We start from the raw sequence: 25,731 nt of genomic DNA, 5'->3' as shown, positions 1-25,731 counted from the left end.
GAGCCATGCGGACACGGATCGTCGTCGCGGCGCTCGGGGCGGCCCTGCTGCTCGGGGGCTGCGGCGCCAAGGGGGACGACGGCGACAAGGTCGCGTCGATCTCGACCCCGCCGAAGTCGGGTGGCCCCACCGCCGCCGACAACAGCGGCAAGAGCGACGAGGACAAGATGCGCGACTTCGCCAAGTGCATGCGCGAGCACGGCGTCGACATGCCCGACCCCAAGCCGGCCGGCGACGGCGGCGGCATGGCGATCACCCTGGGCGGCGACGGCGCGGACGCGTCGAAGATCGAGACCGCGCAGAAGGCGTGCAAGCACCTCATGCCCAACGGCGGCGAGATGAAGCCGCCGAGCGCCGAGGAACTCGACAAGATGCGCAAGGACGCCAAGTGCATGCGCGACCACGGCATCGACATGCCGGACCCCGACCCGACCGGCAAGGGCGCGACGCGGCTGGGCGGGCCGGGCGACGACCCGAAGAAGTTCGAAGCCGCCGCGAAGGCGTGCGGGCTGGGCATGAGCGCGAAGGCGGCTCCCGCGAATGAATGATGTGACCCACCTCAAGTCCCGCCGCCGCGGCCGGACGCGCTGGTTCGTCGCCGGCGCGGTCCTCGTCGTGGTGCTGGGCACCAGCTCGGTCGTGATCTTGACCCGGGTGTCGAGCGCGACACCCGTCAAGGAGGCCGCGCCACCGTCGGTCGAGACCGCCGAGGTCGTCAAGACCGACCTCAGCGAGGAGGAGGAAGCCGACGGCACTCTCGGCTACGGCGACGAGGAGACCGTCCAGGGCCGCAAGCCCGGCACGATCACGTCGCTGCCCGACGCCGGCGCCACGATCACCCGGTGCAAGCCGGTGTACGGCGTGGACGCGAAGCCGGTGCCGCTGTTCTACGGCACGCTGCCGTTCTACCGCGACCTCGCCACGGGCGCGGACGACGGCGCCGACGTCAAGCAGCTGGAGGAGAACCTCAAGGCGTGCGGCTTCGGGGGATCCGGCACGCCGGACAAGAAGTTCACCTCCGCGACGGCGGCCGCGCTGAAGAAGTGGCAGAAGTCGCTGGGGCTGGAGCAGACCGGCGCGTTCGGCCAGGGCGACGTCGTGCTCGCGGCGGGCGAGGTCCGCGTGTCGGCGCTGTCGGCCAAGCCCGGGTCGCCCGCCCAGGGCGAGGTGCTCAAGACGACCGGGACCGTCCGCTCGGTGCAGGTCAAGCTCGACGCGGCGAAGCAGGATCTCGCGCAGCAGGGCGCGAAGGCGTCGGTGACGATCAACGGGAAGACGTCGAAGGGCACGATCACCGAGGTCGGGAAGTCCGCGGTCGAGGGCAAGGACGCGGCGGGCCAGGACGACGGCAAGCCCAAGATCACCGTCTCGGTCCAGCTGGACGACCCGGCCGTCGCCGGCACGCTCGACTCGGCGCCGGCGACCGTCCGGTTCACCAAGGACGTCCACGAGGGTGTGCTCGCGGTCCCGGTCGGCGCGCTGCTCGCGCTCGCCGAAGGTGGTTACGCCGTCGAGGTCGACGAGAACGGTCAACGCCGGTTGGTGGGTGTCCGAACAGGACTGTTCAGTGGTGGCAAGGTCGAGGTCACCGGAGCCGGCCTGACCGCGGGCATGCGGGTGGTGACGACGTCGTGACGCCCGTGCTGCGCGTCCACGAGGTCACGCGCTCCTACCCCGGCGGGGTCGCCGCGCTCGACGGCGTCTCGCTTTCGTTGGAGGACGGCGAAATGGTGGCGATCGTCGGGCCGTCGGGGTCCGGCAAGTCGACCCTGCTGCACCTGATGGGCACGCTCGACCGGCCGTCGTCGGGCCGCGTCGAGCTGCACGGCCACGACGTCGCCGCGCTGCCGGACCGCAAGGTCTCCGCGCTGCGCTCGCGCTGGATCGGGTTCGTGTTCCAGCAGTTCTTCCTCGACGAGGGGATGAGTGCGGTGGACAACGTGTGCACCGGGCTGCTGTACGCCGGGGTGCCGCGGCGGCGGCGTCGCGAGCGGGCCCTGGCCGCGCTCGACCGCGTCAAGCTGGGACACCGGGCGTGGCACCGGCCCGGTGAGCTGTCCGGCGGGGAACGCCAGCGCGTCGCGATCGCGCGGGCGGTCGTCAACGAGCCGTCGATCCTGCTGGCCGACGAGCCGACCGGCAACCTCGACACCGGCACCGGCGCGTCCGTGCTTTCGCTGCTCGGCGAGCTGTCCGCGGACGGCACCACGATCGTCGTGATCACCCACGACCGGGAGATCGCCGCGGGCATGCCACGCCGGATCGAGCTGCTCGACGGCCGGCTGCGGCTGGACACCGGTCTGGTGGGTGCGCGATGACCTTGGTGACGTTGCCGGAACCGGCCCGGCTCAAGCCGCCGGACGTCGTCGCGCTCGGCGCCCACGGCATGCGCACGCGGCCGGTGCGTGCGGTGCTTTCCGCGCTGGGCATCGCGATCGGCGTCGCGGCGATGGTCGCGGTGCTGGCGATCCCGGCGTCCGGCGCGCAGGCCCTGCACGACCGGCTGGCCGCGCTCGGCACGAACCTGCTCACCGCCGGGCCGGGGCAGACGCTGTTCGGCGACGACGCGACCCTGCCCGACGACGCGGTCCCGATGGCCAAGCGGATCGGGCCGGTCGAGGCGGCCAGCGGTACCGGGAACACGTCGGCGAGCGTGCGGCGCAGCGACAAGATCGCGCCGGACGAGACGTCCGGGCTCGCCGTGTTCGCCGCCCGGCCGGACCTGCTGGGCGTGCTCGGCGGGAGGGTGCGGGTCGGTGCCTTTCTCGCGTCGGCGAACCAGGACTACCCGGTGACGGTGCTCGGTGCGCAGGCCGCGGCCCGGCTCGGGATCGACCACATCGACCCGGCGCGGCCGCCGCAGGTGCTGATCGGGACGCAGTGGTTCACGGTGGTCGGCATTCTGGCGCCGATGCCGCTGGCGCCGGAAATCGAGCGGTCGGTACTGGTCGGCTGGGACGTCGCGAAGCGGCTCCTCGGGTTCGACGGCCATCCGTCCACTGTGTACGTCCGGGCGAAGGAGTCCAAGGTGGACGGTGTCCGGTCAGTGCTGGGCGCGACGCTGAACCCCCAGGCGCCGAACGAGGTCGAGGTCCGCCGCCCGTCGGACGCGCTGGCCGCACAGAAGCTGACGGACACGACGTACAGCGCGCTGTTCTTGGGACTGGGCGGCGTCGCACTGTTGGTCGGCGGGGTCGGGGTGGCCAACACGATGGTGATTTCAGTGTTGGAACGCCGGCGCGAGATCGGCCTGCGCCGCGCGCTCGGGGCGACGAAACGCCAGATCCGCGGCCAGTTCCTGGCCGAGTCGGTGCTGCTGTCGGGCCTCGGCGGGCTGGCGGGGGTGCTGGCCGGGGTCCTGGTGACGGCGGGCTACGCGCTCAGCCAGGGGTGGCCGGCGGTGCTGCCGTGGGCGACGCTGGCCGGCGGAGTCGGAGTGGCGGCCCTGGTGGGGGCGATCGCGGGGGCTTACCCGGCGGTGCGGGCGGCCCGGCTGGCACCGACGCAGGCGCTGGCCTGACGCGCTCCGGCTTTGGTGTCAGGTCCGTGAAGGCCACCTTGAGGAACTCTATGTTCCTCAAGGTGGCCTTCACGGCTTTCGCGCGTCCCGGCGCCTGCACCGCGGGTGCTACCTCCGAGCGTGCTGTCCGGGCGGTTGAATGGGCGGCGAACCCGGCGGATGGTGACCCGGGACGCGGCGGAGTATTTCGGGCGCGGGCCACGGCCGGCCCGATCACGCCGGGCGAGATGGCCGACGTCGAATCGGCGGTCGGCGGAGGCGAACACCAGGTCAGTGGGGTTGCCGGTGCGCAGCTGTTGCTGAGCGCCGGGTAATCTCGGCCGGTCGAACACCGGCGAGTGGGGGTAAGGCGTGTCGGGGTGGTCCGGGCGGAAGCTCGTGGCGGGGCTCGCCGTGCTCGAAGTCGCCGCCGTTGTGCTCGTCCTCCTTCTCAAGCGGTTCGACGGCCTGGACCTCGAGGTCTACCTCGGCGGGGCCAAGGCGCTGGCCGAGCACGGCTCGCCGTACGACGCCTGGGTGCCGACCACCCACCAGATCCTGCTGCCGTTCACCTACACGCCGTTCGCCGCGGCCGCGTTCTGGCCCGGCACGCTGCTGCCCTTCGCCGTGACGATGAAGCTGCTCAGCATCGCCTCGATCGTCGCGACCGGCGTCGTCGCCTACCTCTACGTCGCGACGCTCAACGGCTCGCTCACCGATCCCACGAAGGTCACCGGCCGGACCGCGGCGGTCCTCGTCGCCATCGGCGCGCAGCTCGCCGGGGCCCTGCTCGAGCCCGTGCGCTCGACGCTCGGCTTCGGCCAGATCAACGCACTGCTCATGGTCCTGGTCGTGCTCGACGTCCTGCTCCCCGGTGACCGCGCGCGGACCAAGGGCCTGCTCATCGGCGTCGCCGCGGCGATCAAGCTGACGCCGGCCGTCTTCGTCGTCTACTTCCTGGTCCGCCGCGACTTCAAGTCGGCCGCACGGGTGGTCGCCGGGTTCGTCGCGGCCGGGGCGCTGCTGTGGCTGGTCCGGCCGTCGGCGTCCTTCACGTACTGGACGAAGCTCGTCTTCGACGCGGGCCGCATCGGCGGCGTCGACTACGTCGGCAACCAGTCGCTGAAGGGCCTGGTGACGCGGCTCGGCCTGCCGGAGACCGCAGGGAACGTCGTCTGGTTGCTGGCCGCGCTCGCCGTGATGGCCCTGGTCGCGGTGGTGATCGTGCGGGCGGGCGAGCCGGTGCTCGCGCTGACCGCGTGCGCGCTCGGCGGGCTGCTGGTGTCGCCGATTTCGTGGACCCACCACTGGACCTGGTGCGTGCCGGTCCTGGTCCTGGCCGGCTACTACGGCGCCCGCGCGTGGCGGACCGACCGGGTCGTGACGTGGTGGTCGGGCGCGGTCGTCGTGGCCGGGCTCGCGCTGTTCATCTGGGGCCCGATGTGGTTCGCGCCGCGCCCGGCGCCGTCGGCCGGCTGGTGGCTGGCGACGGAGTCCTACGAGCTCTTCGGCCTCGCGCTGCTGGTCCTGGCCGCCTTCGCCGCGCGGCGCCTGGGCAAAGCGAAGGCCGCGCCGAGGGAGTCCCTCGACGCGGCCCTCACGGACGTCTAGGTCAGCGTTCGATCAGCTGAGGCGTTCGACGACGTACTCGATGCTCTGCGTGAGCTTCGTGATGTCGTCCGGGTCGATGGCCGGGAACAGGCCGACGCGCAGCTGGTTGCGGCCCAGCTTGCGGTACGGCTCGGTGTCGACGATCCCGTTGGCGCGCAGCACCTTCGCCACCGCGGCGGCGTCGACCTCGTCGGCGAAGTCCACCGTGCCGACGACCTGCGAGCGCAGGTCCGGGTCCTTCACGAACGGCGTGGTGTAGCTCGTCTTCTCGGCCCACTCGTACAGCCGCGAGGACGAGTCCTTCGTGCGCGCGGTCGTCCACCCGAGGCCGCCCTGGCCGTTCATCCACTCGATCTGCTCGGCGAGCAGGAACAGCGTGGCCACGGCGGGGGTGTTGTACGTCTGGTCCTTGCGGGAGTTGTCCAGCGCGGTGGTCAGCGACAGGAACTCCGGGATCCAGCGGTCGCCGCCGCCGATCTCGCCGATGCGCTCGACCGCGGCCGGCGAGGCCAGCGCGATCCACAGGCCGCCGTCCGCGGCGAACGACTTCTGCGGCGCGAAGTAGTAGACGTCGAAGTCCTCGGCCTTGACCGGGAGGCCGCCGGCGCCGGAGGTGGCGTCGATCGCGACGAGCGCGCCGTCGGAGCCTTCGGGGCGCCGGACCGGCACCGCGACACCGGTGGACGTCTCGTTGTGCGCCCAGCCGACCAGGTCCGCGCCGGCTTCGTAGGCGATCTCGGGCGCGCTGCCCGCGTCGGCCTTGACGACGATCGGGTCGGCCAGGAACGGCGCGCCCTTCGTGACGGAGGCGAACTTCGAGGAGAACTCGCCGTAGGTGAAGTGCTGCGAGCGCTCGCGGACCAGGCCGAACGCGGCCGCGTCCCAGAACGCCGTGGTGCCGCCGTTGCCGAGGATCACCTCGTAGCCCTCGGGCAGGGAGAACAGCTCGGACAGCCCGGCCCGGACGCGCCCGACGAGGGACTTGACCGGCTTCTGCCGGTGCGACGTGCCGAGGTAGGTGGAGCCGGACTCCGCCAGGGCGCTCAGCTGCTCGGCGCGGACCTTCGACGGTCCGCAGCCGAAGCGGCCGTCGGCCGGCTTGAGGTCTGCGGGGATGGTCAACTCAGCGTCGGTCATGTCGCCAGTCTCTCAGGTCGGGATGCGGCTGGTGAAGGCGGTTCTCAGGTGTCCGGTATGTGGAACAACGGCTGTTCCGGGCACCGGGACGCCCGCACCCGACTGTAGGCGGCTGGTCCGACCGGCGGCTTCTCGTGGCACGCCGTGGGGGTAAAAACACGGTTCCCGGACGCCGTCGCGGCTGGTTGGCTCACCCGTGGAGTGGGCTCCGGCCGGGCGCCCCGCTCACCCACCCTGGGGGTGTGAGCGGGGCCCGGCAGGTCAGCGCCAGCCCTCGACGCCACCCGGCACCGGCGCGGCCGGGTCGTACGGGGTGCGCGTGAAGACGAACGTCGCGAGGTCGAGGTGCGTGGCGACGCCGTCGGAGTCGCGGCCCACTTCGAGCGTCTCCCCGGCGTAGTAGCCGTCGAGGCCGACGTAGGTGTCCCGGCCGGTGGCGCGGAAGCGCGAGCTGCGCCCGGCACCTTCGGCCGGGGACAGCAGGAGCAGCCCGTCACCCTGGACGCGCAGGTGGTACGGCGTCGGGCCCCAGTGCCAGAGCCCGGTGAGGGCGAGCAGCGCGGGGTCGACGGCCGAGGGCTGCCACTCGGCGGGCAGGCGCGGCTCCCGCTCGTCGGTCATCGTGATCAGGTCCAGGCAGAGCTGGGTGATGCCGACGCCGGACGTCGAGTTCGTGAGCACGAGCGCGCCGGTCTGCGCGACCGGGTCCACCAGGGTGACGGCGAGGAAGCCGGGCATCGAGCCGGTGTGCCCGGCCAGCCGCCGGCCCTGGTAGCGCACGAGCATCAGGCCGAGGCCGAAGCCGGTCGTCCAGACGTCGGTGTCGTCGACGGTGACCATGGTCCGCATCTGCTCGATGGTCTCCGGCGCGAGCACGCCGCCGTCGTGGCCGCCGAGGAACGCCGTCCAGCGGGCGAGGTCGGTGGCGGTGGACCACAGCTGCCCGGCCGGGGCCATCGCGCCGGCGTCGGGGCTCGGCTCCGGCAGGAGGACGTCGGCGAAGGGGTGCACGGCGAAGCCGTCGGCGTGCGCGCCGACCGGGTGCGGGGTGGTGCGGGTCATCCCGAGCGGGCCGAGGACCTCTTCGTCGAGCACGGAGAGCCAGCCCTTGCCGCGGTGGCGGGAGATGAGCTCGCCGAGCACGCCGTAGCCGACGTTCGAGTAGTGGAACCTCGCGCCCGGCCGGTGCTTGGTCGCGCCCTCGGCGAGGCTCCCGGCGAGCGCGTCCCAGTCGGCGCCGGGGGTGCGCTCCCACCACTGGCCGGGCGACTCGGAGGTCAGGCCGGAGGTGTGCGACAGCAGCTGGGCGACGGTGGCGGCGCCGAAGGGCGTGCCGGGGACGTGCTTTTCGAGCGGGTCGTTGAGGTCGAGCAGGCCTTCGTCGCGCAGCCGCATGACGGCGGTGGCGACGAGGGTCTTGGTGATCGAGCCCAGCCGGTACTGGGTGTCGGTGCCGGGTGGCCGGTCGCCGACGCGCCCGCGGCTCCCGGACCAGACGATCTCGCCGTCCCGCACGACGGCGGCGACGAGCGAGGGAGCGCGGCAGGCCGCCTGCTCGTGGGCGATCCGGCGGAGCAGGGCGTGTTCGGTCGACTCAAGCATGAAGGCATTCTGCCGCGCTCCGGCCGGCGAAGCAGGTCCCGGGCCTTCAGCCCAGCAGGTTGCGGGACATCGCCGTCGTCACCGCGGCCGTCCGGTCCGACACACCGAGCTTGCCGAACACCCGCAGCAGGTGCGTCTTCACCGTCGCCTCGCTGATGTGCAGCGACCGGCCGATGTCGGCGTTCGTGCCGCCCTTCGCCACCAGCCGGAGCACCTCCACCTCGCGCGCGGACAACGACTGCGGCTCCGGGTTGCGCACCCGGTTGACCAGCTTCCCGGCCACCGACGGTGCCAGCACCGTCTCGCCGCGCGACGCCGCGCGGATCGCGTTCGCCAGCTCCGTGCGCGACGCGTCCTTCAGCAGGTAGCCCGACGCTCCCGCCTCGACCGCGCGCAGGATGTCGGCGTCCGTTTCGAACGTCGTCAGTACGACGATCCGCCGTCCGGGCTGCTCGCGCAGGATGCGTTTCGTCGCGCCGACGCCGTCCAGCCCGGGCATCCGCAGGTCCATCAGCACGACGTCCGGCTGTGCCACGCGGTCGAGCGCGACGGCTTCTTCGCCGGAACCCGCCTCGCCGACCACCGTCAGGTCGGGTTCGGCTTCCAGCATGCCCCGGAGGCCTTCGCGGACGACGGGGTGGTCGTCGACGAGCATGATGCGGATCAAGCCGGCACCTCCAGGGTGAGTTCGGTGCCGCGCGGGCCACTCCGGACGCTCAGTGTCCCACCCACCTGCTCGGCCCGGGACCGCATGCCGCGCAGCCCGAAACCGTTGACGCCGTCCGGGTCGAAGCCGACGCCGTCGTCCCGGACGGACAGCCGCACCGCATCGTCCACAACGGACAGCCGGACCGACACCGACGACGCCGCCGCGTGGCGCCGGACGTTGTTCAGCGCCTCCTGCGCGCCCCGCAGCAGGACCACCTCGCCCGCCATGCCGATCGCCGGGAGTGCATCGTCCACTTCGTACTCGACCGGCACGCCTGTCTCGTCGGCGAGCCGGTCGGCCTGGCGGCGGACGGCGTCCACCAGGGATCCCACCGCGAGGTCGGCCGGCGCCAGTGCGGCGACCATCGTGCGGGCCTCGGCGAGGTTCTCCCGCGCGGTGCGGGCGGCCAGTTCGACGTGCCGCCGCGCCGCCGCCGGGTCGGTGTCCAGTTCGGACTCGATGGCCTCGGCGAGCGTGACGATGCTGGTGAAGCCCTGGGCCAGCGTGTCGTGGATTTCGCGCGCGAGACGTTCCCGCTCGGCCGCCGTGCCCGCCTCGCGGGAGAGCCGGGCGACCTCGGCCTGGCTCTCCTCGAGCCGGTCGATGAGGTCCGCCCGCGCCCGGCTCTCCTCGATGACGTGCAGGATGAACTTGCCGGACAAGATCCCGAACACGACGAGGATCGCGGTCATCGGCAGCAGGATGTGCAACGCCGGGCCCCGCAGCCCGTCCGCGGCGATCGCCGAGAGCGGGCTGAGCAGGATCACCAGCGTCGTGAGCACCGCGGCCGGCCGGAACTCGAGCGTCGAGAACAGCAGCGGGCACACCATGAACAGGATGAAGCTGGCCGTCGTGTTGGCGAACATCGCCACCGCGACCAGCGCCACGACCACCAGGGCCAGCGTCCAGCGCTGCGGGAGGTGCCCGTCGTCGCGCACCACCCGCCGCCCCCACAGCAGGTAGGTCAGGGCCAGGGCCGTCAGCGCGCCGACGGCGGTCACCGTCCGGACCGGATCGGTCTCGTCCAGCAGCACCAGCGTCGTAGTGGCCAGGTAAGCGACCGCGAAGAGGATCTCCCAGAGCCAGTTGAACCGGTCCCAGGCGTCCTTCACTTCGTGTCGGTCCACCGGAAGCTCAGCCGCGCCAGCACCGCGCCCACCACGCACCAGATCCCCAGCACCAGTGCCACCCGCGGGAGTTCCCATGACCCAGCCATCTCCATTCCGACCGCGCCGTCCGGCAGGAACACCGACCGGAAGCCCTGGCAGATCCACTTCAGCGGGAAGAACGACGCGATGTCAACCATGATCTTCGGCAGGTTCGTGATCGGCGTGACGAACACGCCGGAGATGAACTGCAGCACCAGGTACAGCATCTGCACGACGGCGACCGCGCCGGTGGTGGACTTCGCGAGCGAGCTGAGCGCGATCCCGAGCAGCGTGCACGAAACGATCCCCAGCACGAACACCCAGAGCAGCGTCAGCCACTTCTCCGGTTCGGTGGGTAGCTTCAGCCCGAAGAGCAGCACGGCGACCGCGGACATCAGCACGGTCTGCGCCAGGCTGGACACCGCGACCAGCACCATCTTGCCGATGAAGTAGGACGACGACGGCATCGGCGTGCCGCGAAGGCGTTTGAGCGCCCCGGTTTCCCGGTCGGCCGAGACGCCGGTCGCGATGCTGTTGAACGACGTCGAAACGATGCCCGAGCCGATCATCCCGGCCGCCAGCAGCTGCCCGGACGTGACGCCGGCCAGCGCGGTCGGACCGTCCAGGATGGACCCGAGCAGGATCATCAGGACGGCGGGCAGGGAAAAGGTGAAGACCACCTGTTCCTTGTGCCGGAAGAACTGCCGCAGTTCGGTGCCGCCGCGGGCGAGGCCTAGCGACAGCGGGCCCGGAAGAGCGAGCGTGGTCATGCCTTGTCTCCGATCAGGTCCAGGTAGATGTCCTCCAGGCTCGGCCTGGTCACGGTCAGTCCGGCGAGCTCCCTACCTCCAGCAGAGAGCTCGTTGACGAGCTTGGTCGGGTACGCGGTGCGCTCGACGTGCTCACCGCGTTCGTCGGTCCACCGCACGGTGGCCTCGGCGGCGGCGCGGCCACCCAGGTTCTGCGGGGTGTCCTGCGCGACGATCTCGCCGCGCGCGATCACCGCGACGCGGTCGGCGAGCGCTTCGGCCTCGTCGAGGTAGTGGGTGGTGAGGAGGATGGTGGTGCCTTCGGCGGCGAGCTCGCTGATCAGCGTCCAGAAGTGCCGCCGCGCTTCGGGGTCGAAGCCGGTGGTCGGCTCGTCGAGGAAGAGCAGCTCGGGCCGCCCGATGACGCCGAGCGCGACGTCGACGCGGCGCCGCTGTCCGCCGGAGAGCGACTTGACCCGCGCTTTGGCCTTCTCGGTGAGCCCGACCTTCTCGATGACCTCGTCGGGGTCGCGCGGGTCGGGGTAGTACTTGGCGAAGTGCCGCACGGTCTCGGCGACGGTCAGCTCGGCGGCGTCGTTGGCGGTCTGGAGGACGATCCCGATCCGCGACCGCCAGGCGCGTCCGGCCTTGCCGGGGTCCTCGCCGAGGACGGTGACCTCGCCGGCGGTCCGCTGCCGGTGCCCTTCGAGGATCTCGACGGTCGTGGTCTTGCCGGCGCCGTTCGGGCCGAGCAGGGAGAAGACCTCACCCCGCGCGATGTCCAGGTCGAGCCCGGCCACCGCGAGGTGACCGGGGTACTGCTTGCGCAGGCCGCGCACGCTCACTGCTGTGGTCATGGCTCAAGCTTGGTCGCTCGGAGCGGGCGACGGGAGCTTCGCTCAGCTGAATCCGGCTGTCCACCGATCGGTGGACAGAGTCGTCAGCCGGGGCGCGGCTTGGTTTCCCGTGGAACCACGGAAACGCTGTCATACAAGCGAAAAGTCGCCGGATGCATGAACGCCGGCCGGCCGCCAGCCGCCGCGCGAGTGAACGACACTGTTGACAAGTTGTCTAACATGACAGAATGTCTCACAAGTGGGTGACCGCCAGCGACGGTGTCCGCCTCTCGGTCCACATCGACGGCCGGGAAGACGGGCCCACGGTCGTGCTCGTGCACGGCTACCCGGACAACAGCTCGATGTGGGGTGGGGTAGCCGCCGAGCTGAGCGCGAAACACCGCGTCGTCACCTACGACGTCCGCGGGGCCGGACAGTCGGACAAGCCGCCGGGACGCGCGTCCTACCGGCTGGACCAGCTGGCCGACGACCTCCGGGCGGTCGTCGACTCCGTCCAGCCCCAGGGCCGGGTTCACCTCGTCGCCCACGACTGGGGCTCGATCCAGACCTGGCACGCGGTCACCGGTGACGGCCTGCGCGGCCGGATCGCCTCCTACACGTCGATCTCCGGGCCGAGCCTCGACCACGCCGGCGCGTGGTTCCGCGCGCAGCTCACCCGCCCGTCGCCGAAGCGCCTCAAGAACGCGCTGAGCCAGTTCCTCCACTCGTGGTACATCCTCGCGTTCCAGGTCCCGCTGATTCCGAACTTGCTCTGGCGCACCGGTCTGCTGGGCGCGCAGATCCAGCGCATGGAGCCGGACGCCGCGAAGGCGGACAAGAGCGACGGCATCCACGGCCTCGAGCTCTACCGCGCCAACATGTTCACCCGGCTGTCCCGGCCCGCGCCGCGCGCCGCCGACGTCCCGGTGCAGGTCCTGGCCCCCACCGGCGACGCCTACGTCACCACGCCGCTGCAGACCGAGATCGCGCGCTGGGTCCCCGACCTGCGGATCCGCCCGATCGTCGGGACGCACTGGGTGACCCGCGCGAAGCCGAAGGTGGTCGCGGGGGCCGCCGCCGAGCTGATCGAGTACGTCGAAACCGGCACCGAGAGCCGGGCGCTGAAGAAATCGCGGGTGGGGACGAAGAGGTTCGAGCACAAGCTCGTCGTCATCACCGGCGCCGGCAGCGGGATCGGCCGGGCCACCGCACTCGCCTTCGCCGCCGAAGGGGCCGACGTCGTCATCACCGACATCGATCCGGCGGCCGCCGCGGAAACCTTGAAGCTCCTGGAAGACCACGGGGTTGCGAAGTACACAGTGGACTCGTCGGACGGCGAGGCCGTACACCGCTTCGCTCGCGATGTGCGCGAGCACCACGGCGTACCGGACATCGTGGTCAACAACGCCGGCATCGGCCTGTCCGGCCCGTTCCTCGACACGTCCGTCGAAGACTGGGAACGCGTCATCGACGTCAACCTCTGGGGCGTGATCCACGGCTGCCGCGCCTTCGCGCCGATGCTCGCCGAACGCGCCGAAGGCGGCCAGATCGTCAACCTCGCGTCGGCCGCCGCCTACCTGCCGTCGAAGATCCTCACCGCCTACGCGACGACGAAGTCCGCCGTGCTGACGTTGAGCGTCTGCCTGCGGGCCGAGCTGGCCGAGCACCACATCGGCGTCACGGCGGTGTGCCCGGGCATCGTCAAGACCAACATCACCAACACGACCCGGTTCGTCGGAGTGTCCGAAGAGGAGCAACGACGGCGTCGGGCGCAAAGCTCGAAGCTCTACGCGCGACGCGGGTTCGGCCCGGAAGGCGTCGCGAAGGACATCCTGCGAGCCGTGGAGAAGGACACCGCCATCGCGCCGTCCACACCGGAGGCCAAGGCCGCGCTGGTCCTTTCGCGACTGACGCCCGGGCTGCTGCGCAAAGCGGCGAAGCTGGATCTGACGCCGTGAGCCGCCCGCGGCGGATGTCGCCGCAGGCCCGCCGGGACGACCTGATCCGCGCCGCGCTCGACCTGTTCGGCTCGCGGGCGCCGGAGCTGGTCACCGTGGACGACATCGTCTCGCGCGCCGAGGTGTCGCGGCCGTTGTTCTACCGGTACTTCTCCAGCCTGCGCGAGCTGCAGGTAGAGGCGCTGCGCACCGTCACCGACGGGCTCATCGACGGCCTGGCCGGCCTCGAAGAGGGACCGCCGGAGACCAGGCTGCGCGCGGCCGTCCGCGGCCTGATCGACGTCGCCGACCACTACCGCGCGGGTTACATCGCGTTGCTGCGCAGCGGTTCGGTGATCGCGACGTCCGAAACGGACGCGGCGATCGACGAGGTCCGCAACCGCGCGGTGGCCCTGATCCTGGACGCCCTCGGCGTCACGGACCCCTTGCCCTTGCTCTCCCTCACGCTGCGCTGCTGGACTGCGGTGGTGGAGGGGGCACTGCTGAGCTGGCTGCAGGAGCGCAGCGTCGCGCGTGACGACCTGGACAGCTGGCTGGTCGACCAGCTCACCGCCATGCTCGAGGCCACCGCGAAGCACGAACCGGCCGGTCCGTGAAGGCACCGGCCGGCTCGTAGCGGGTCAGTGCTTGGTGACCAGTTCCCAGCCCTCGACGTCTTCCGGGGTGCGGGGCGCCGGGCCGACGTACTTGGCCGACGGCCGCACCAGGCGTCCGGTGCGCTTCTGCTCGAGGATGTGCGCGGCCCAGCCGGCGGTGCGCGCCGAGCTGAACATCGACGGCATCATGTGCGGGGGGACCTGCGCGAAGTCCAGGATGACCGCGGCCCAGAACTCGACGTTCGTCTCGATCGGGTGGTCCGGGCGCCGCTCGCGCAGCTCCTTCAGCGCCGCCTGCTCCAGCGCGGCGGCCGCCTCGTAGCGGGTCGAGCCGAGCTCCTGGCAGGTGCGGCGCAGCACGCGCGCCCGGGGGTCTTCGGCCCGGTAGACGCGGTGGCCGAAGCCCATCAGGCGTTCCTTGCGGTCGAGGATGCCCTTGACCAGGCCGGCGGGGTCGCCGGTGCGCTCGACCTCTTCGATCATCGGCAGCACGCGCGCCGGGGCGCCGCCGTGCAGCGGGCCCGACATCGCGCCGATGGCGCCGGACATGGCCGCCGCGACGTCGGCGCCGGTGGACGCGATGACGCGGGCGGTGAAGGTCGACGCGTTGAGGCCGTGCTCGGCGGCCGACACCCAGTAGGCGTCCAGCGCCCGGACGTGCGCCGGGTCGGGCTCGCCGCGCCAACGGATGAGGAACCGCTCGGTGATCGAGTGGGCCTCGTCGACGCGGGTCTGCGGCACGGCGGGCTGGCCGATGCCGCGCGCCGACTGCGCGACGTAGGACAGCGCCATCACCGAGGCGCGGGCCAGTTGCTCGCGGGCCTCTTCGTCGGTGATGTCGAGCAGCGGGCGGTAACCCCAGATCGGCGCGAGCATGGCCAGCGCGGCCTGGACGTCGACCCGGACGTCGCCGGTGTGCACCGGCAGCGGGAACGGCTCGGCGGGCGGGAGGCCGTGGCCGAACCGGCCGTCCACGAGGAGGCCCCATACGTCACCGAAGGTCACCTTCCCGGCGAGGTCCTCGATGTCGACGCCGCGGTAGCGCAGCGCACCGCCGTCCCGGTCGGGCTCGGCGATCTCGGTGTGGAAGGCGACGACGCCCTCCAGACCCGGTCGGAAGCCGTCGTCGGGTTCGCCGGACGGCTGTGGCTTGCTGATCGTGGAGGTAGTCACTGTTTCGCGGAACCTTTCGGTGCGCTTTTTTCCCCGTCTTGGTGGTGGTGCTCGCGGACGGAATAGCGCACGGAAAGCGCGCACCATCGCACGGATGGATAGACCTTGCTCCCTCGATCGCCGGGGGGCAATCGAAAGAAGCGGTGGTTTCGGTCACGATTACGAGAACGATTCAGTCACCGAGGCCGTACAACAGGAGAATTTCCGCCACGCAGTGTGACGAAGGCCAGGTTAAAGGTATGTTTCCGAACCAGGCGATGCGGTGGTCCGGGTGATAGACCTGAGCGATGCACCTCAGCCCGCAGGAGCGCGACAAGCTGCTCGTCCACGTGGCGGCCGACGTCGCGCGGAAGCGGCTGGACCGCGGCGTCCGGCTGAACTACCCGGAAGCGGTCGCGCTGATCACCGACCACGTCCTCGAAGGAGCCCGCGACGGGCGCACGGTCAGTGAGCTCGTCGCGAGCGGCCGGAGCGTGCTCTCCCGTGCGCAGGTGCTCGACGGCGTCCCCGAAATGGTGGACTCCGTGCAGGTCGAAGCCACGTTCCCGGACGGCACCAAGCTCGTCACCGTGCATGACCCGATCGTCTGAGGAGGGCCGGATGCACCCAGGTGAGATCATCCCCGGTGACGAACCGGTCGAGCTGAACCCCGGCCGCCCGCGGGTCCGGCTGCTCGTGCGCAACCTCGGCGACCGGCCGGTGCAGGTCGGCTCGCACTACCACTTCGCCGCGGTGAACCCCGGCCTCGAATTCGACCGCGACGCCGCCCGCGGCCACCGGCTCGACGTCCCGGCCGGCACGTCGGTGCGGTTCGAACCCGGCGTCGAACGCGAAGTCGATCTCGTGCCGCTCGCCGGTGCGCGCCGCGTCCCCGGGCTGCGATCCGAATTCTCGGGATCCTTCGAGGTACTCCCTCCCGCCGAGAAGGCATAGGAGCAGTCTGAAATGCCGCAGATCGACCGCGAGCGCTACGCCGAACTGTTCGGCCCGACCACCGGCGACCGCATCCGGCTCGCCGACACCGACCTGCTGATCGAGGTCACCGAAGACCGCTCGATGGGGCCCGGCGGCTCGGGCGACGAAGTGCTCTTCGGCGGCGGCAAGGTCATCCGCGAATCGATGGGCCAGGGGATGGCGACCCGCGCCGAGGGCGCGCCCGACCTGGTCATCACCGGCGCCGTCATCCTCGACCACTGGGGCGTCGTCAAGGCCGACGTCGGCGTGCGCGACGGCCGGATCGTGGGCATCGGCAAGGCGGGCAACCCGGACACGATGGACGGCGTCGACCCGGCCCTGGTCATCGGGCCGTCGACGGAAGTCCTGGCCGGCAACGGCAAGATCCTCACCGCCGGCGGCATCGACTGCCACGTCCACTTCATCTGCCCGCAGCTCGTCGACACGGCGCTGGCCGCGGGACTGACCACTTTGGTCGGCGGCGGCACCGGGCCCAACGAGGGCACGAAGGCGACCACCGTCACGCCCGGCGCGTGGAACCTCGGGCGGATGCTGTCCGCCATGGACGGTTACCCCGTCAACGTCCTGTTGCTGGGCAAGGGGAACACCGTCCGGCACGAGGCGCTGCGCGAGCAGCTCGCCGCCGGCGCCGGCGGCTTCAAGCTGCACGAGGACTGGGGCACGACACCCGCGGCGATCGACGCCTGCCTGACCGTGGCCGACGAGTCCGGCGTCCAGGTCGCGATCCACACGGACACGCTGAACGAAGCGGGCTTCCTGGAGTCCACTGTGGACGCCATTGGTGGCCGCTCGATCAACGCCTACCACACCGAAGGCGCCGGCGGCGGGCACGCGCCGGACATCATCGAGGTCGTCTCGCTGCCGAACATCCTGCCGTCGTCGACCAACCCGACCCGGCCGCACACGGCGAACACCCTCGACGAGCACCTCGACATGCTGGTCGTCTGCCACCACCTCAACCCGTCGGTGCCCGAGGACCTCGCGTTCGCGGAGAGCCGGATCCGGCCGTCGACGATCGCCGCCGAGGACGTGCTGCACGACCTGGGCGCCATTTCGATGATGAGCTCGGACTCGCAGGCGATGGGCCGCATCGGCGAGGTGATCATCCGGACGTGGCAGACCGCGCACGTGATGAAACGCCGTCGCGGTGCCCTGCCCGGCGACGGCGCGGCCGACAACCTGCGCGCGCGTCGCTACGTCGCCAAGTACACGATCAACCCGGCCATCGCGCACGGCATGGAGACCGAGATCGGCTCGGTCGAGGTGGGGAAGCTCGCCGACCTGGTGCTGTGGGAGCCGAAGTTCTTCGGCGTCCGGCCGCACGTGGTCCTCAAGGGCGGCTTCCCGGCGTGGGCGGCGATGGGCGACGCGAACGCGTCCATCCCGACGCCGCAGCCGGTCATGGCGCGCCCGATGTTCGGGGCGAACATCGGTGCCGCGCTGAGCCTGCACTTCGTCGCACCGTCCGCTTTGGACAGCGGCTTGCGGGAGACGTTCGGCATCACGCGTCCGCTCGTCGCCGTGTCGAACACGCGCGCGCGAACCAAAGCGGACATGGTGCTCAACGATGCCACACCGGACGTCCGCGTCGAGCCGGACAGCTTCGCGGTGCACGTCGACGGCGAGCTGATCGAGCCGCAGCCGGTGACGGAGTTGCCGATGGCCCAACGGTACTTCCTGTTCTGATGGACCTCTCGGCGTTGATCCTCGCGGACTCCCGCTTCCCCGGTGGCGGGCACGTCCACAGTGGCGGGCTGGAGGAGGTCGTCTCCCGTCGGTTGGTGACTTCGGTCCGCGATCTTCCGGGATTCCTCTCCGGACGGTTGCGGACGGCGGGTTTCCTGGCCGCGGTCTTCGCTTCCGCGTCGGCACATGCGGCTTCGCGTTCCGTCGCGAGTGGACACTGGTCGCGGTTGGACGCCGAGCTTGACGCACGGACGCCGTCGCTCGCGCAACGAGAGGCCTCCCGCGCGCAGGGGCGGGGCACCGCTCGGGCTGGGAAGATCGCTTGGCCGTCTCCCGTCTTGGACAGGCTGCTGGCCGAGACTCCGCGGCCGCACCACCCCGTGATGCTGGGCGCGCTGGTCGGGGTTGCGGGCGGTTCGCCGTACGACGCCGCGATGGCCGTGGCCTACCTGGCGGTGAGCGGGCCGGCGAGCGCGGTGGTGCGGCTCCTGGGTCTGGATCCCTTCGCTGTCAACGCCGTCGTGGCCCGGTTGGATCTCGCTTCGGTTTGTTCGGAGGCGGCGGCCGTGGCGGGGGACGACCCGGCGTCGCTGCCTTCGCCGGGGTCGCCCGCGTTGGATCTGTTCGCCGAGGCGCACGCCCGGCACCACCAGGAAGAGGTGCGTCTCTTTGCCAGCTGAAGGTCATGGACACGGTCACTTTCACGAGGTCAACTTCGACCCGGCGGCCGCCGAACCCGACCACTACGACGCGGCGCCGACGGCCGGACGCGCGTACCGCATCGGCATCGGCGGTCCGGTCGGCTCGGGCAAGACGGCGCTGACCGCGGCCCTGTGCCGCGCCCTGGGCGACGAGGTCGAACTGGCCGTCGTCACGAACGACATCTACACGACCGAGGACGCGGACTTCCTGCGGCGGGCCGGAGTCCTGGACCCGGCCCGGATCGAGGCGGTGCAGACGGGCGCGTGCCCGCACACCGCGATCCGCGACGACATCACCGCGAACCTGGACGCGGTCGAGCGCCTGGAAGAGAAGTTCCCGGGCCTGGACCTGGTGATCATCGAAAGCGGCGGCGACAACCTGACGGCGGTGTTCAGCCGCGGGCTGGCCGACAGCCAGATCTTCGTGGTGGACGTGGCGGGCGGCGACAAGGTGCCGCGCAAGGGCGGCCCCGGCGTCACGACGGCGGACCTGCTGGTGATCAACAAGATCGACCTCGCGCACCTGGTCGGCGCGGACATGGCCGTGATGACGTCGGACGCGCACCGCATGCGGGGTGCGCTGCCGGTCATCACGCAATCCCTTGTGGACACTCCGGACGCACCCGACGTCGCGGCCTGGGTGCGTTCCCTGCTGTGAAGGCCCACGCCCGGCTGACGGCGTGCTTCGACGGCACGCGCACGGTGCTGCGCGAGCTGCGTTCGATGGCGCCGTTGACGTTGTTCCCCCGCCGGGGCCGCGGCTCGACGGCGGTGGTGCACCTGGTCAACTCGGCGACGTCGCCGTTGGGTGGCGACGACTTGCTGCTTTCGATCCACGTCGGTCCGGGCGCTTCTCTGCGGCTTTCCGGGGTGGCGGCCACCCTCGCTCTGCCCGGTCTGCACGGCGAAGGTTCGCTGTCCACGGTTTCGGTGGTCGTCGAGGAGGGTGGCTCGGTGGAGTACCTGCCGGAGCCGACGGTGGTCACTTCCCGCGCTCGGCACACGGCGGTGTTCAGTGCTTCCTTGGCCGCGGACGCTTACCTGCACACGCGGGAGGTGCTGGTGCTGGGGCGGGCCGGGGAGCGTCCGGGGTCGTTGACGACTTCGTCTTCGGTGACCCGGGGGTCCGCGCCGGTGCTGCGTCAGACGTTGTCGATCGGCGATTCCACTTCGGACGGAAGCTTGGCGGTGCTGGCGGGCCGCCGGGTGCTCGCGACGGACCTGGTGGTGGGCGGCCCGGAGCTGCCGGCGGCGTCGGGCGAGTGGTGGTCCCGAAGCCCTCTCGCAGCAGGCGGCATCCTCACGACGTCCTTGGCACCGGACGCGGTCACGGCCCTGCGCCCGTTCCAAAGTTCGTGAAGGCCACCGCTCGCCGGAGAAGACCCCCTGCGCCTTCTCCGGCGAACGGCCTTTGGTAATCACAATTTTCACAAACTAGTCAGCCGGGTAGGATCTGGCAATCCCTCGGAAGGAGGAGAGAACCGGTGGCTCGCACGTACGGCGGCGTCGCACCCGAGCAGCGCCGCGCCGACCGCCGTCAGCGCCTGCTCACGGCCGGCCTCGAGCTCTTCACCTCCACCGGCTTCCGGCACACGAAGATCACCGAGGTGTGCGCCCGGGCCGGTGTGTCGACGCGCAACTTCTACGAGGAGTTCACCGGCAAGGAGGACGTCCTCCGCACCCTCCACGACCAGATCAACAGCCTCGCGCTCGCCCACGTCACCGCCGAGCTCGACAAGGTCGCCGACGCCGACGCCATGACCCGCATCGCGACGCTGCTGGACGTCTTCATCGCCACGGTCACCGCGGATCCCCGGATGCCGCGCCTCACCTACGTCGAAGCCGTCGGCGTCAGCGCCGAACTGGAGGCGCAGCACCAGGTGTGGGTCGACCGCTGGGCGAACTTCATCGCCGCCGAGGCGAGCCGCGCCGCCGAGCACGGCGTCGCGCCGGTCCGGGACTACCGGCTGACGGCGATCGCGCTGGTCGGCGCGGGCACCGGGCTGCTGCGCGAATGGCAGGCGCACGACCCGCCGCTGCCGGTCGAGGAGGTCGGCGGCGAGCTGCGCGCCATGATGCTGGCGGCCATCATGCGGCCGGAAAAGATCTTGGAAACACCAGGCAACCCGTGGGCCCGCTCCGGCGTGGAAGAGTCGAGCCGGGCGGGGGCACAGGGGGGAACCCGGCGAACGTGAAGGCCCGGTACCTGCGGCGGACGCAGGTACCGGGCCTTCACGGACATTACGCCTGGCGCGGCGTCGGCAGGCCCAGCGGAACCGGGCCCGTCGTCCGGCAGACGTCGTGGCAGCTGTTGTCGAGTGTGCAGCACAGGGAGCAGATCGGGCCGTCCTGCTTCGCGCAGTCGGCGACGTCCGGCAGTTCGTACGGGTCGCCGCAGACCGAGCAGGTGTGCGTCGCCCGCAGGTCGGCGTCGACGTCCGGCCCGGCGACCGTGTTCGGCCGGGCCAGGTAGTACTTCCCGCGGGTGGCGACGGCCAGCGTCGGCACCAGGACGATCGCGATGACCAGCGCGAGCAGCGGACTGAACGCCGCGAGGAACGGCCCGAACGCGCCGAAGTAGGCCACGATCGACACCGCCGACGCGACGACCATCGAGCCGAACCCGACCGGGTTGATCTTGTGCAGGTAGGCCCGCTTGAACTCGATGTAGCGCGGCGAGAGCCCGAGCGGCTTCGCGATCACCAGGTCCGCGCACACCGCGCCGATCCACGCGATCGCGACGTTCGAGTAGAAGCCGAGGATCTTGTTCAGGAAGCCGAAGGCGCCGAACTCCATCAGCGCGAGCGCGATCCCGCAGTTGACCAGCACGTACCAGACGCGCCCGGGGTGCTTGTGGAGCACGCGGGAGAAGAAGTTCGCGAACGACAGTGAGCCGGAGTAGGCGTTCGTCGTGTTGATCTTGATCTGCGAGACGACGACGAACAGCGCGGCGAACGTCAGCGCCACCGGGCCGAGCGCGGGTTTCACCGCTTCGAGGTACGGCGCGATCGGCTCCAGCGCGTGCGTCTTCCCGACGACGCCGAGCGCGAGGAACGCCAGCAGCGCGCCGCCGATCTGCTTCGCGGCCCCGAGGATCACCCAGCCGGGTCCGGCGGCGAGCACCGCGGCCCACCACGACCGCTTGTTCTCCGCCGTCTTCTCGGGCATGAACCGCAGGTAGTCGGCCTGCTCGCCGATCTGCCCGATCAGCGACAGCGCGACGCCCATGCCGAGGCCGAACCCGATCGCGGAGAACCCGGAACCGGCGCCTTCGGTGCCCCCGAAGTGCGCGAACTCGGCGAACTTGCCCGGCTCGCGGACCAGCACGACGACGAACGGCAGCACCAGGCCGATGATCCACAGCGGCTGCGTCCAGGTCTGCATCTTCGCGACCGCGCCCATGCCGTAGAGCGCGAAGGGCAGCACGATCAGCGTCGCCAGCAGGTAGCCGACCGGGAGCGGGATGCCGAGGGCGAGCTGGAAGGCCTGGCCCATGATCGAGCCTTCGAGCGAGAAGAAGATGACGGTGAAGCTCGCGTACACGAGCGACGTCAGCGTCGACCCGAAGTAGCCGAAGCCGGCTCCGCGGGTCAGGAGGTCCATGTCCACTCCGGACTTCGCGCAGGCGGCCGCGATGGGCACGCCGGTCGTGAAGATGACGACGGCCGCGGCCAGGATCGCGAGGACCCCGGACGTGAAGCCGTAGGAGAGGACGATGCTGGCCCCGATCGCGAAGTCGGCGAGGTAGGCGATGCCGCCCAGCGCCGTCGTCGCGACCACGAACGGTGACCATTTCCGGAAGGAATGAGCGGCGAAGCGCAGTGAGTAGTCCTCGCGGTTTTCGTTCGCCGCGAGCGGGGCGTACCGGCGTTTCGGGGGAGCGGTTTCTTCCGCGTTGGACAGGGTCTCGGTCATGCCTGCCTCCGGGTGGTGGGGAACGGGCCGAAGGTAGGCGGTTCCTGTATCGATCCTGGTCCGGCGGGTAACGCGCGAGTTACGGCTTGCTGACTAGCGGTTACGGGAGGATGGCGGGGAATGGGTGTCGGGTGTCACCGTTCAGTGGGTTCCGCCGCAGCTCGGAAGGCCCTAACGTGCCTAAGGCCGAAGTCGACTGATGCCCCGACCGGGCGTGGAGGTTTGGCGATGACGCCGAGGATCGAGCACCAGGTGGAAGACGCTGTGGTACGCCTGCCCGGAATGCGGGTCGCGTACGACGGTGCGGCGTTCGACGAGTCCGCGCTGGCGGCCACGTGGACCGACCAGTTGCAGGGGTGGCTGAACCAGGCTGTCGCCGCCGGGATCGCCGAACCGAACGCGATGGTGCTGGCGACAGCGGACGCCGAAGGCCGGCCGTCGTCCCGCACGGTCCTGTGCAAGGGCCTCGACGACCGCGGCGTGGTGTTCTACACGAACTACACGTCGGAGAAGAGCCACGACCTGACCGCGACGCGCTACGCATCGGTGACGTTCCCCTGGTACGCGCTGCACCGCCAGGTCCACGTCCGCGGCGAGGTCGAGAAGGTCGGCGTCAAGGAGACGGCGGAGTACTGGGCCCAGCGCCCCCGTGGTTCGCAGCTCGGGGCGTGGGCGTCCCCGCAGTCCCGGGTGGTCGACGGCCGCCGCGCGCTGGACAACGCTTTGAACGGCATCGAACGGCGGTTCGCCGACGTCGAGCAGATCCCGGCCCCACCGCACTGGGGTGGCTGGCGGATCCGCCCGGACCTGGTCGAGTTCTGGCAGGGGCGCGAGGACCGCATGCACGACCGGCTGCGGTACGTCCGGAACGACGACGGCTGGAACATCGAGCGCGTGGCGCCGTAAGTTCGCGCTTTGTGCACAGCCCGGCCGTGATGTGGACAGCCACGTCACGGCCGCGGCTTTTCCGGCCTTTTCGTCGGGCCGCCCCGATACGCTGGACAAGGGCACGCCCCCCAGGGAGGGCGGGGGCTGCTTGGCGGGGCGCTGCTCGGCGGGGGCTGCTTGGCGGGGGCTGCTTGGCGCAGCCGCGCGCGGAGCCGGGTGTCGCGAATGAGTCATTGGGGGCGCCGGGTGTCGCGAATGAGTCATTGGGGACGTGTGGCGGGGGTTGGCGACGTCGTGAACGACTCTTTCCTGTCGTCCAGCGTCGTGAACGACCCTTTCATGACGTCTGGTGGCAGGGCTCCGGCAAGTCGTCACGGTTCGGGGTGCCGGCGGTTCGCCAAAGGTCTTGAATGAGTCATTCAGGACCTCCCAAGACCTGAATGACTCATTCAAGACGCCACCGCACCCGCCGACGCCGCCGGAAGACCCGCCGAGCCATATCCGGCCACCGACTTTGCCGGCCCCTGCCAGGGCCGCCCCTGCCAGGGAGAGCGGGGCGTACTCCCTGGCGACGGAAATCACGCGACCCGAGATAGTTAGCCCAGCTAAACTCATCCGTTGTGACTTCTGAGCCCGAGACCTTGCCGCCCCGTCCGGGTGGTGTCCGCAAGCTCCTCGGCCGCATCATCGTCGACACCCGGCCGCTGAAGATCCCCGCCTTCCGGCGGCTCTGGCTGTCCACTGTGGTCACCGCCGTCGGCACCCAGCTGACCGCCGTCGCCGTGCCGAAGCAGGTCTTCGACCTCACCGGGTCCTCCGCCTACGTGGGCCTCACCGGGCTCGTCGCCCTCGTGCCGCTGCTGATCTTCGGGCTCTGGGGCGGCGCCGTCGCCGATGCCGTCGACCGGCGGAAGCTGCTCGTCGTCACCAACGTCCTCGTCGCCATCACCTCCGCGCTGCTGTGGCTGCAAGCGTTCCTGAACTTCGGCTCGGTGTGGCTCGTGCTCGCCTTGCTGGCCGTCAACCAAGCCCTCTTCGCGATCAACATGCCCACGCGCGGCGCCGTCGTCGCGCGGCTCGTGCCCGGTGAGCTGCTGCCGTCGGCCAACGCGCTGAGCTCGACGATGTCGACCTTCGGCGCCGTCTTCGGCCCGCTGCTCGCCGGCGCGCTCATCCCGGTCCTCGGCCTTTCGACGCTCTACCTCATCGACGTCGTCGCCCTCACGATCACGCTGCTCGCGGTCTGGCGGCTGCCGGCGCTCCCGCCGCTGAACGGCCCGTCGCGGCGCGCGGGCGTCAGCGACGTCATCGAAGGTTTCCGGTACCTCGCGACGAAGAAGGTGCTGCTCGCCTCGTTCGTCGCCGACATCATCGCGATGGTCTTCGGGATGCCGCGCGCGCTGATCCCGGAGATGGCCGAGCGCACGTTCGGCGATCCACCCGGCGGGGGCCCCGCGCTCGGCTGGCTCTACGCCGCTCTGCCCGCCGGCGCGATGCTGATCGGCCTGTTCTCCGGCTGGCTGACGCGCATCCCGCGCCAGGGCGTGGCGGTGGTCGTGTCGATCTGCGCGTGGGGCGCGGCGGTCGCGGCGTTCGGGCTCGCGCACTCGCTGTGGCTCGCGGTCGTCTTCATGGCGGCGGCCGGTGCGGCCGACATGGTCAGCGCGGTCTACCGGATGGCGATCCTGCAGGTCGCGACCACCGACGAGATGCGCGGCCGGCTCCAGGGCGTGTTCACGGTGGTGGTCGCCGGCGGCCCCCGGATCGCCGACCTGGTCCACGGCTGGGGCGCGGCCGCGTTCGGCACTGCGGCCGCGGCGACCGTCGGCGGCCTGCTGGTCATCGTGGCGGTGTGCGCGTCGATGTTCCTGCTCCCGGCGTTCTGGCGGTACCGGGCTCCTACCGCGTAGGCCGTGGAATAGAACTAGCGGAGCGAAGCTCCTCCCCTGAGGGTGGCGGCGGGGCGGGGCGGGCTAGGGTGCCGGATATGCGTACCCTCGCCGTCGTTTTGGTCGCTTTTGCCGCTTTGACCGCCTGCTCTTCGGGCGACGAGCCGTCGAAGGCGCCGTCGTCCTCGAAGCCGTCGTCGTCGGCGCCGAAGCCGAGTTCGACCGCCGCGGCGGCGTCGCTGGACCCGTGCAAGCTGCTGCCCGCGGCCGCCGTGTCGAAGGCGCTGTTCCTGGACAACCTCCAGGCGGTGGCGGGCCCGGTCCAGGACAACGCGGCCAACGGCGGCAAGGCCCGCAGCTGCGAGTACCAGCTGAACGGCAAGGCCGCGGGCGCGCTCGCGGTGACCCGCTACGAAGGCCGCCAGGCGAAGCCGGCCGACATGGTGGCGTCGATCAAGAAGGCGAAGGCCGGCGCGCAGGACGTCGCCGGCTTCCCGGACGGCGCGGTGTTCTACGTCGACGAGCAGAAGACGGCCACCCTCGCCTCGGCCGAGCTGGTCTCGGGCACGCCGGTCCTGGTCAACTACACCGGCCCGGCGAAGATGACCGCCGAGCAGATGGCCCCGCTGGTCAAGACGGCCCTCGACGCCAGCTGACGC

The 25,731-nt window shown here is 71.0% G+C and carries 26 protein-coding genes; 18 read left to right on the top strand and 8 right to left on the bottom strand.

The window, feature by feature from the left end; translation table 11 throughout:
- The first annotated feature begins 5 nt into the window (after positions 1 to 5).
- Genes AB0M59_RS34875 through AB0M59_RS34850 form a run of 6 tightly spaced genes read left to right on the top strand, consistent with a single transcriptional unit; the run spans position 6 to position 5,110 of the window.
- Positions 6 to 548 (top strand): hypothetical protein, encoded by a 543-nt coding sequence (locus tag AB0M59_RS34875; RefSeq protein ID WP_364623965.1) that lies wholly within the window; start codon positions 6 to 8, stop codon positions 546 to 548.
- The gene (locus AB0M59_RS34870; protein ID WP_364623963.1) at positions 541 to 1,635 is read left to right on the top strand and encodes a peptidoglycan-binding protein; all 1,095 of its coding nucleotides are present in this window, start codon (positions 541 to 543) and stop codon (positions 1,633 to 1,635) included. Before AB0M59_RS34875 ends, AB0M59_RS34870 begins: the two co-directional genes overlap by 8 nt.
- Complete coding sequence (locus AB0M59_RS34865) at positions 1,632 to 2,318, top strand: ABC transporter ATP-binding protein (protein WP_364623961.1); 687 nt, start codon at positions 1,632 to 1,634, stop codon at positions 2,316 to 2,318. The genes AB0M59_RS34870 and AB0M59_RS34865 overlap by 4 nt, the downstream gene beginning before the upstream one ends.
- Positions 2,315 to 3,520 carry an ABC transporter permease gene (locus AB0M59_RS34860; protein ID WP_364623959.1) on the top strand — a complete coding sequence of 402 codons (1,206 nt, stop codon included), beginning with the start codon at positions 2,315 to 2,317 and terminating at the stop codon, positions 3,518 to 3,520. Before AB0M59_RS34865 ends, AB0M59_RS34860 begins: the two co-directional genes overlap by 4 nt.
- Positions 3,521 to 3,570: 50 nt before the next feature.
- A complete protein-coding gene (locus AB0M59_RS34855; RefSeq protein ID WP_364623957.1) occupies positions 3,571 to 3,834 on the top strand; it encodes a hypothetical protein in 264 nt (87 codons plus the stop codon).
- A 37-nt stretch (positions 3,835 to 3,871) separates the two neighbouring features.
- The gene (locus AB0M59_RS34850; RefSeq protein WP_364623955.1) at positions 3,872 to 5,110 is read left to right on the top strand and encodes a glycosyltransferase 87 family protein; all 1,239 of its coding nucleotides are present in this window, start codon (positions 3,872 to 3,874) and stop codon (positions 5,108 to 5,110) included.
- 12 nt (positions 5,111 to 5,122) lie between these two features.
- Here the strand turns inward: AB0M59_RS34850 and serC are convergent, their stop codons facing one another.
- The 6 genes from serC to AB0M59_RS34820 form a co-directional block, all read right to left on the bottom strand.
- Positions 5,123 to 6,247, bottom strand: coding sequence for a phosphoserine transaminase (serC, locus tag AB0M59_RS34845; RefSeq protein ID WP_364623953.1), 1,125 nt, complete (start codon positions 6,245 to 6,247; stop codon positions 5,123 to 5,125).
- Between the two features lie 261 nt (positions 6,248 to 6,508).
- The gene (locus AB0M59_RS34840) at positions 6,509 to 7,849 is read right to left on the bottom strand and encodes a serine hydrolase domain-containing protein (RefSeq protein WP_364623951.1); all 1,341 of its coding nucleotides are present in this window, start codon (positions 7,847 to 7,849) and stop codon (positions 6,509 to 6,511) included.
- Between the two features lie 46 nt (positions 7,850 to 7,895).
- Positions 7,896 to 8,516 carry a response regulator transcription factor gene (locus tag AB0M59_RS34835; RefSeq protein ID WP_364623949.1) on the bottom strand — a complete coding sequence of 207 codons (621 nt, stop codon included), beginning with the start codon at positions 8,514 to 8,516 and terminating at the stop codon, positions 7,896 to 7,898.
- On the bottom strand, positions 8,513 to 9,670 hold the full coding sequence (locus tag AB0M59_RS34830) for a sensor histidine kinase (RefSeq protein WP_364624098.1): 1,158 nt from the start codon (positions 9,668 to 9,670) through the stop codon (positions 8,513 to 8,515). Before AB0M59_RS34830 ends, AB0M59_RS34835 begins: the two co-directional genes overlap by 4 nt.
- A complete protein-coding gene (locus AB0M59_RS34825) occupies positions 9,667 to 10,476 on the bottom strand; it encodes an ABC transporter permease (protein ID WP_364623947.1) in 810 nt (269 codons plus the stop codon). The genes AB0M59_RS34830 and AB0M59_RS34825 overlap by 4 nt, the downstream gene beginning before the upstream one ends.
- A complete protein-coding gene (locus AB0M59_RS34820) occupies positions 10,473 to 11,312 on the bottom strand; it encodes an ABC transporter ATP-binding protein (RefSeq protein WP_364623945.1) in 840 nt (279 codons plus the stop codon). Before AB0M59_RS34820 ends, AB0M59_RS34825 begins: the two co-directional genes overlap by 4 nt.
- A gap of 242 nt (positions 11,313 to 11,554) precedes the next feature.
- On the opposite strand from AB0M59_RS34820, the gene AB0M59_RS34815 reads away from it, so the two are divergent.
- Together AB0M59_RS34815 and AB0M59_RS34810 are read left to right on the top strand one after the other, a co-directional pair.
- On the top strand, positions 11,555 to 13,249 hold the full coding sequence (locus tag AB0M59_RS34815) for an SDR family oxidoreductase (protein ID WP_364624096.1): 1,695 nt from the start codon (positions 11,555 to 11,557) through the stop codon (positions 13,247 to 13,249).
- A 14-nt stretch (positions 13,250 to 13,263) separates the two neighbouring features.
- Positions 13,264 to 13,845 carry a TetR/AcrR family transcriptional regulator gene (locus AB0M59_RS34810; protein ID WP_364624094.1) on the top strand — a complete coding sequence of 194 codons (582 nt, stop codon included), beginning with the start codon at positions 13,264 to 13,266 and terminating at the stop codon, positions 13,843 to 13,845.
- A 24-nt stretch (positions 13,846 to 13,869) separates the two neighbouring features.
- Here AB0M59_RS34810 and AB0M59_RS34805 read toward each other — a convergent pair whose 3' ends face one another.
- A complete protein-coding gene (locus AB0M59_RS34805; RefSeq protein WP_364623943.1) occupies positions 13,870 to 15,018 on the bottom strand; it encodes a citrate synthase 2 in 1,149 nt (382 codons plus the stop codon).
- 287 nt (positions 15,019 to 15,305) lie between these two features.
- On the opposite strand from AB0M59_RS34805, the gene AB0M59_RS34800 reads away from it, so the two are divergent.
- From AB0M59_RS34800 to AB0M59_RS34770, 7 genes are all read left to right on the top strand, one after another.
- A complete protein-coding gene (locus AB0M59_RS34800) occupies positions 15,306 to 15,608 on the top strand; it encodes an urease subunit gamma (protein ID WP_155540714.1) in 303 nt (100 codons plus the stop codon).
- Positions 15,609 to 15,618: 10 nt separating this feature from the next.
- Positions 15,619 to 15,951, top strand: coding sequence for an urease subunit beta (locus AB0M59_RS34795; RefSeq protein ID WP_364623941.1), 333 nt, complete (start codon positions 15,619 to 15,621; stop codon positions 15,949 to 15,951).
- Positions 15,952 to 15,963: 12 nt separating this feature from the next.
- On the top strand, positions 15,964 to 17,679 hold the full coding sequence (locus tag AB0M59_RS34790) for an urease subunit alpha (protein WP_364623939.1): 1,716 nt from the start codon (positions 15,964 to 15,966) through the stop codon (positions 17,677 to 17,679).
- Positions 17,679 to 18,359, top strand: coding sequence for an urease accessory UreF family protein (locus AB0M59_RS34785; RefSeq protein WP_364623937.1), 681 nt, complete (start codon positions 17,679 to 17,681; stop codon positions 18,357 to 18,359). The genes AB0M59_RS34790 and AB0M59_RS34785 overlap by 1 nt, the downstream gene beginning before the upstream one ends.
- The gene (gene ureG / locus AB0M59_RS34780; RefSeq protein ID WP_364623935.1) at positions 18,349 to 19,038 is read left to right on the top strand and encodes an urease accessory protein UreG; all 690 of its coding nucleotides are present in this window, start codon (positions 18,349 to 18,351) and stop codon (positions 19,036 to 19,038) included. Before AB0M59_RS34785 ends, ureG begins: the two co-directional genes overlap by 11 nt.
- Entirely contained in the window at positions 19,035 to 19,739 is a 705-nt protein-coding gene (locus tag AB0M59_RS34775) for an urease accessory protein UreD (protein ID WP_364623933.1), read from the top strand. The genes ureG and AB0M59_RS34775 overlap by 4 nt, the downstream gene beginning before the upstream one ends.
- 125 nt (positions 19,740 to 19,864) lie before the next feature.
- On the top strand, positions 19,865 to 20,575 hold the full coding sequence (locus tag AB0M59_RS34770; protein WP_364623931.1) for a TetR/AcrR family transcriptional regulator: 711 nt from the start codon (positions 19,865 to 19,867) through the stop codon (positions 20,573 to 20,575).
- Positions 20,576 to 20,621: 46 nt separating this feature from the next.
- Here the strand turns inward: AB0M59_RS34770 and AB0M59_RS34765 are convergent, their stop codons facing one another.
- Entirely contained in the window at positions 20,622 to 22,295 is a 1,674-nt protein-coding gene (locus tag AB0M59_RS34765; protein WP_364623929.1) for a hypothetical protein, read from the bottom strand.
- Positions 22,296 to 22,523: 228 nt separating this feature from the next.
- Here AB0M59_RS34765 and pdxH point away from each other — a divergent pair, with 228 nt between their 5' ends.
- The 3 genes from pdxH (at position 22,524) to AB0M59_RS34750 (ending at position 25,728) form a co-directional block, all read left to right on the top strand.
- Positions 22,524 to 23,201, top strand: a complete 678-nt coding sequence (pdxH, locus tag AB0M59_RS34760) for a pyridoxamine 5'-phosphate oxidase (RefSeq protein ID WP_364623927.1) — start codon at positions 22,524 to 22,526, stop codon at positions 23,199 to 23,201.
- 623 nt (positions 23,202 to 23,824) lie between these two features.
- Complete coding sequence (locus tag AB0M59_RS34755; RefSeq protein ID WP_364624092.1) at positions 23,825 to 25,093, top strand: MFS transporter; 1,269 nt, start codon at positions 23,825 to 23,827, stop codon at positions 25,091 to 25,093.
- 77 nt (positions 25,094 to 25,170) lie between these two features.
- A complete protein-coding gene (locus AB0M59_RS34750; protein WP_364623925.1) occupies positions 25,171 to 25,728 on the top strand; it encodes a DUF3558 family protein in 558 nt (185 codons plus the stop codon).
- Positions 25,729 to 25,731: the final 3 nt, after the last annotated feature.

This window comes from Amycolatopsis sp. NPDC051371 (genome assembly GCF_040682155.1).
GTDB lineage: Bacteria > Actinomycetota > Actinomycetes > Mycobacteriales > Pseudonocardiaceae > Amycolatopsis.
The sequence above is the reverse complement of the archived record's forward strand: the minus strand, read 5'-3'. Positions and strand labels throughout refer to the sequence as shown.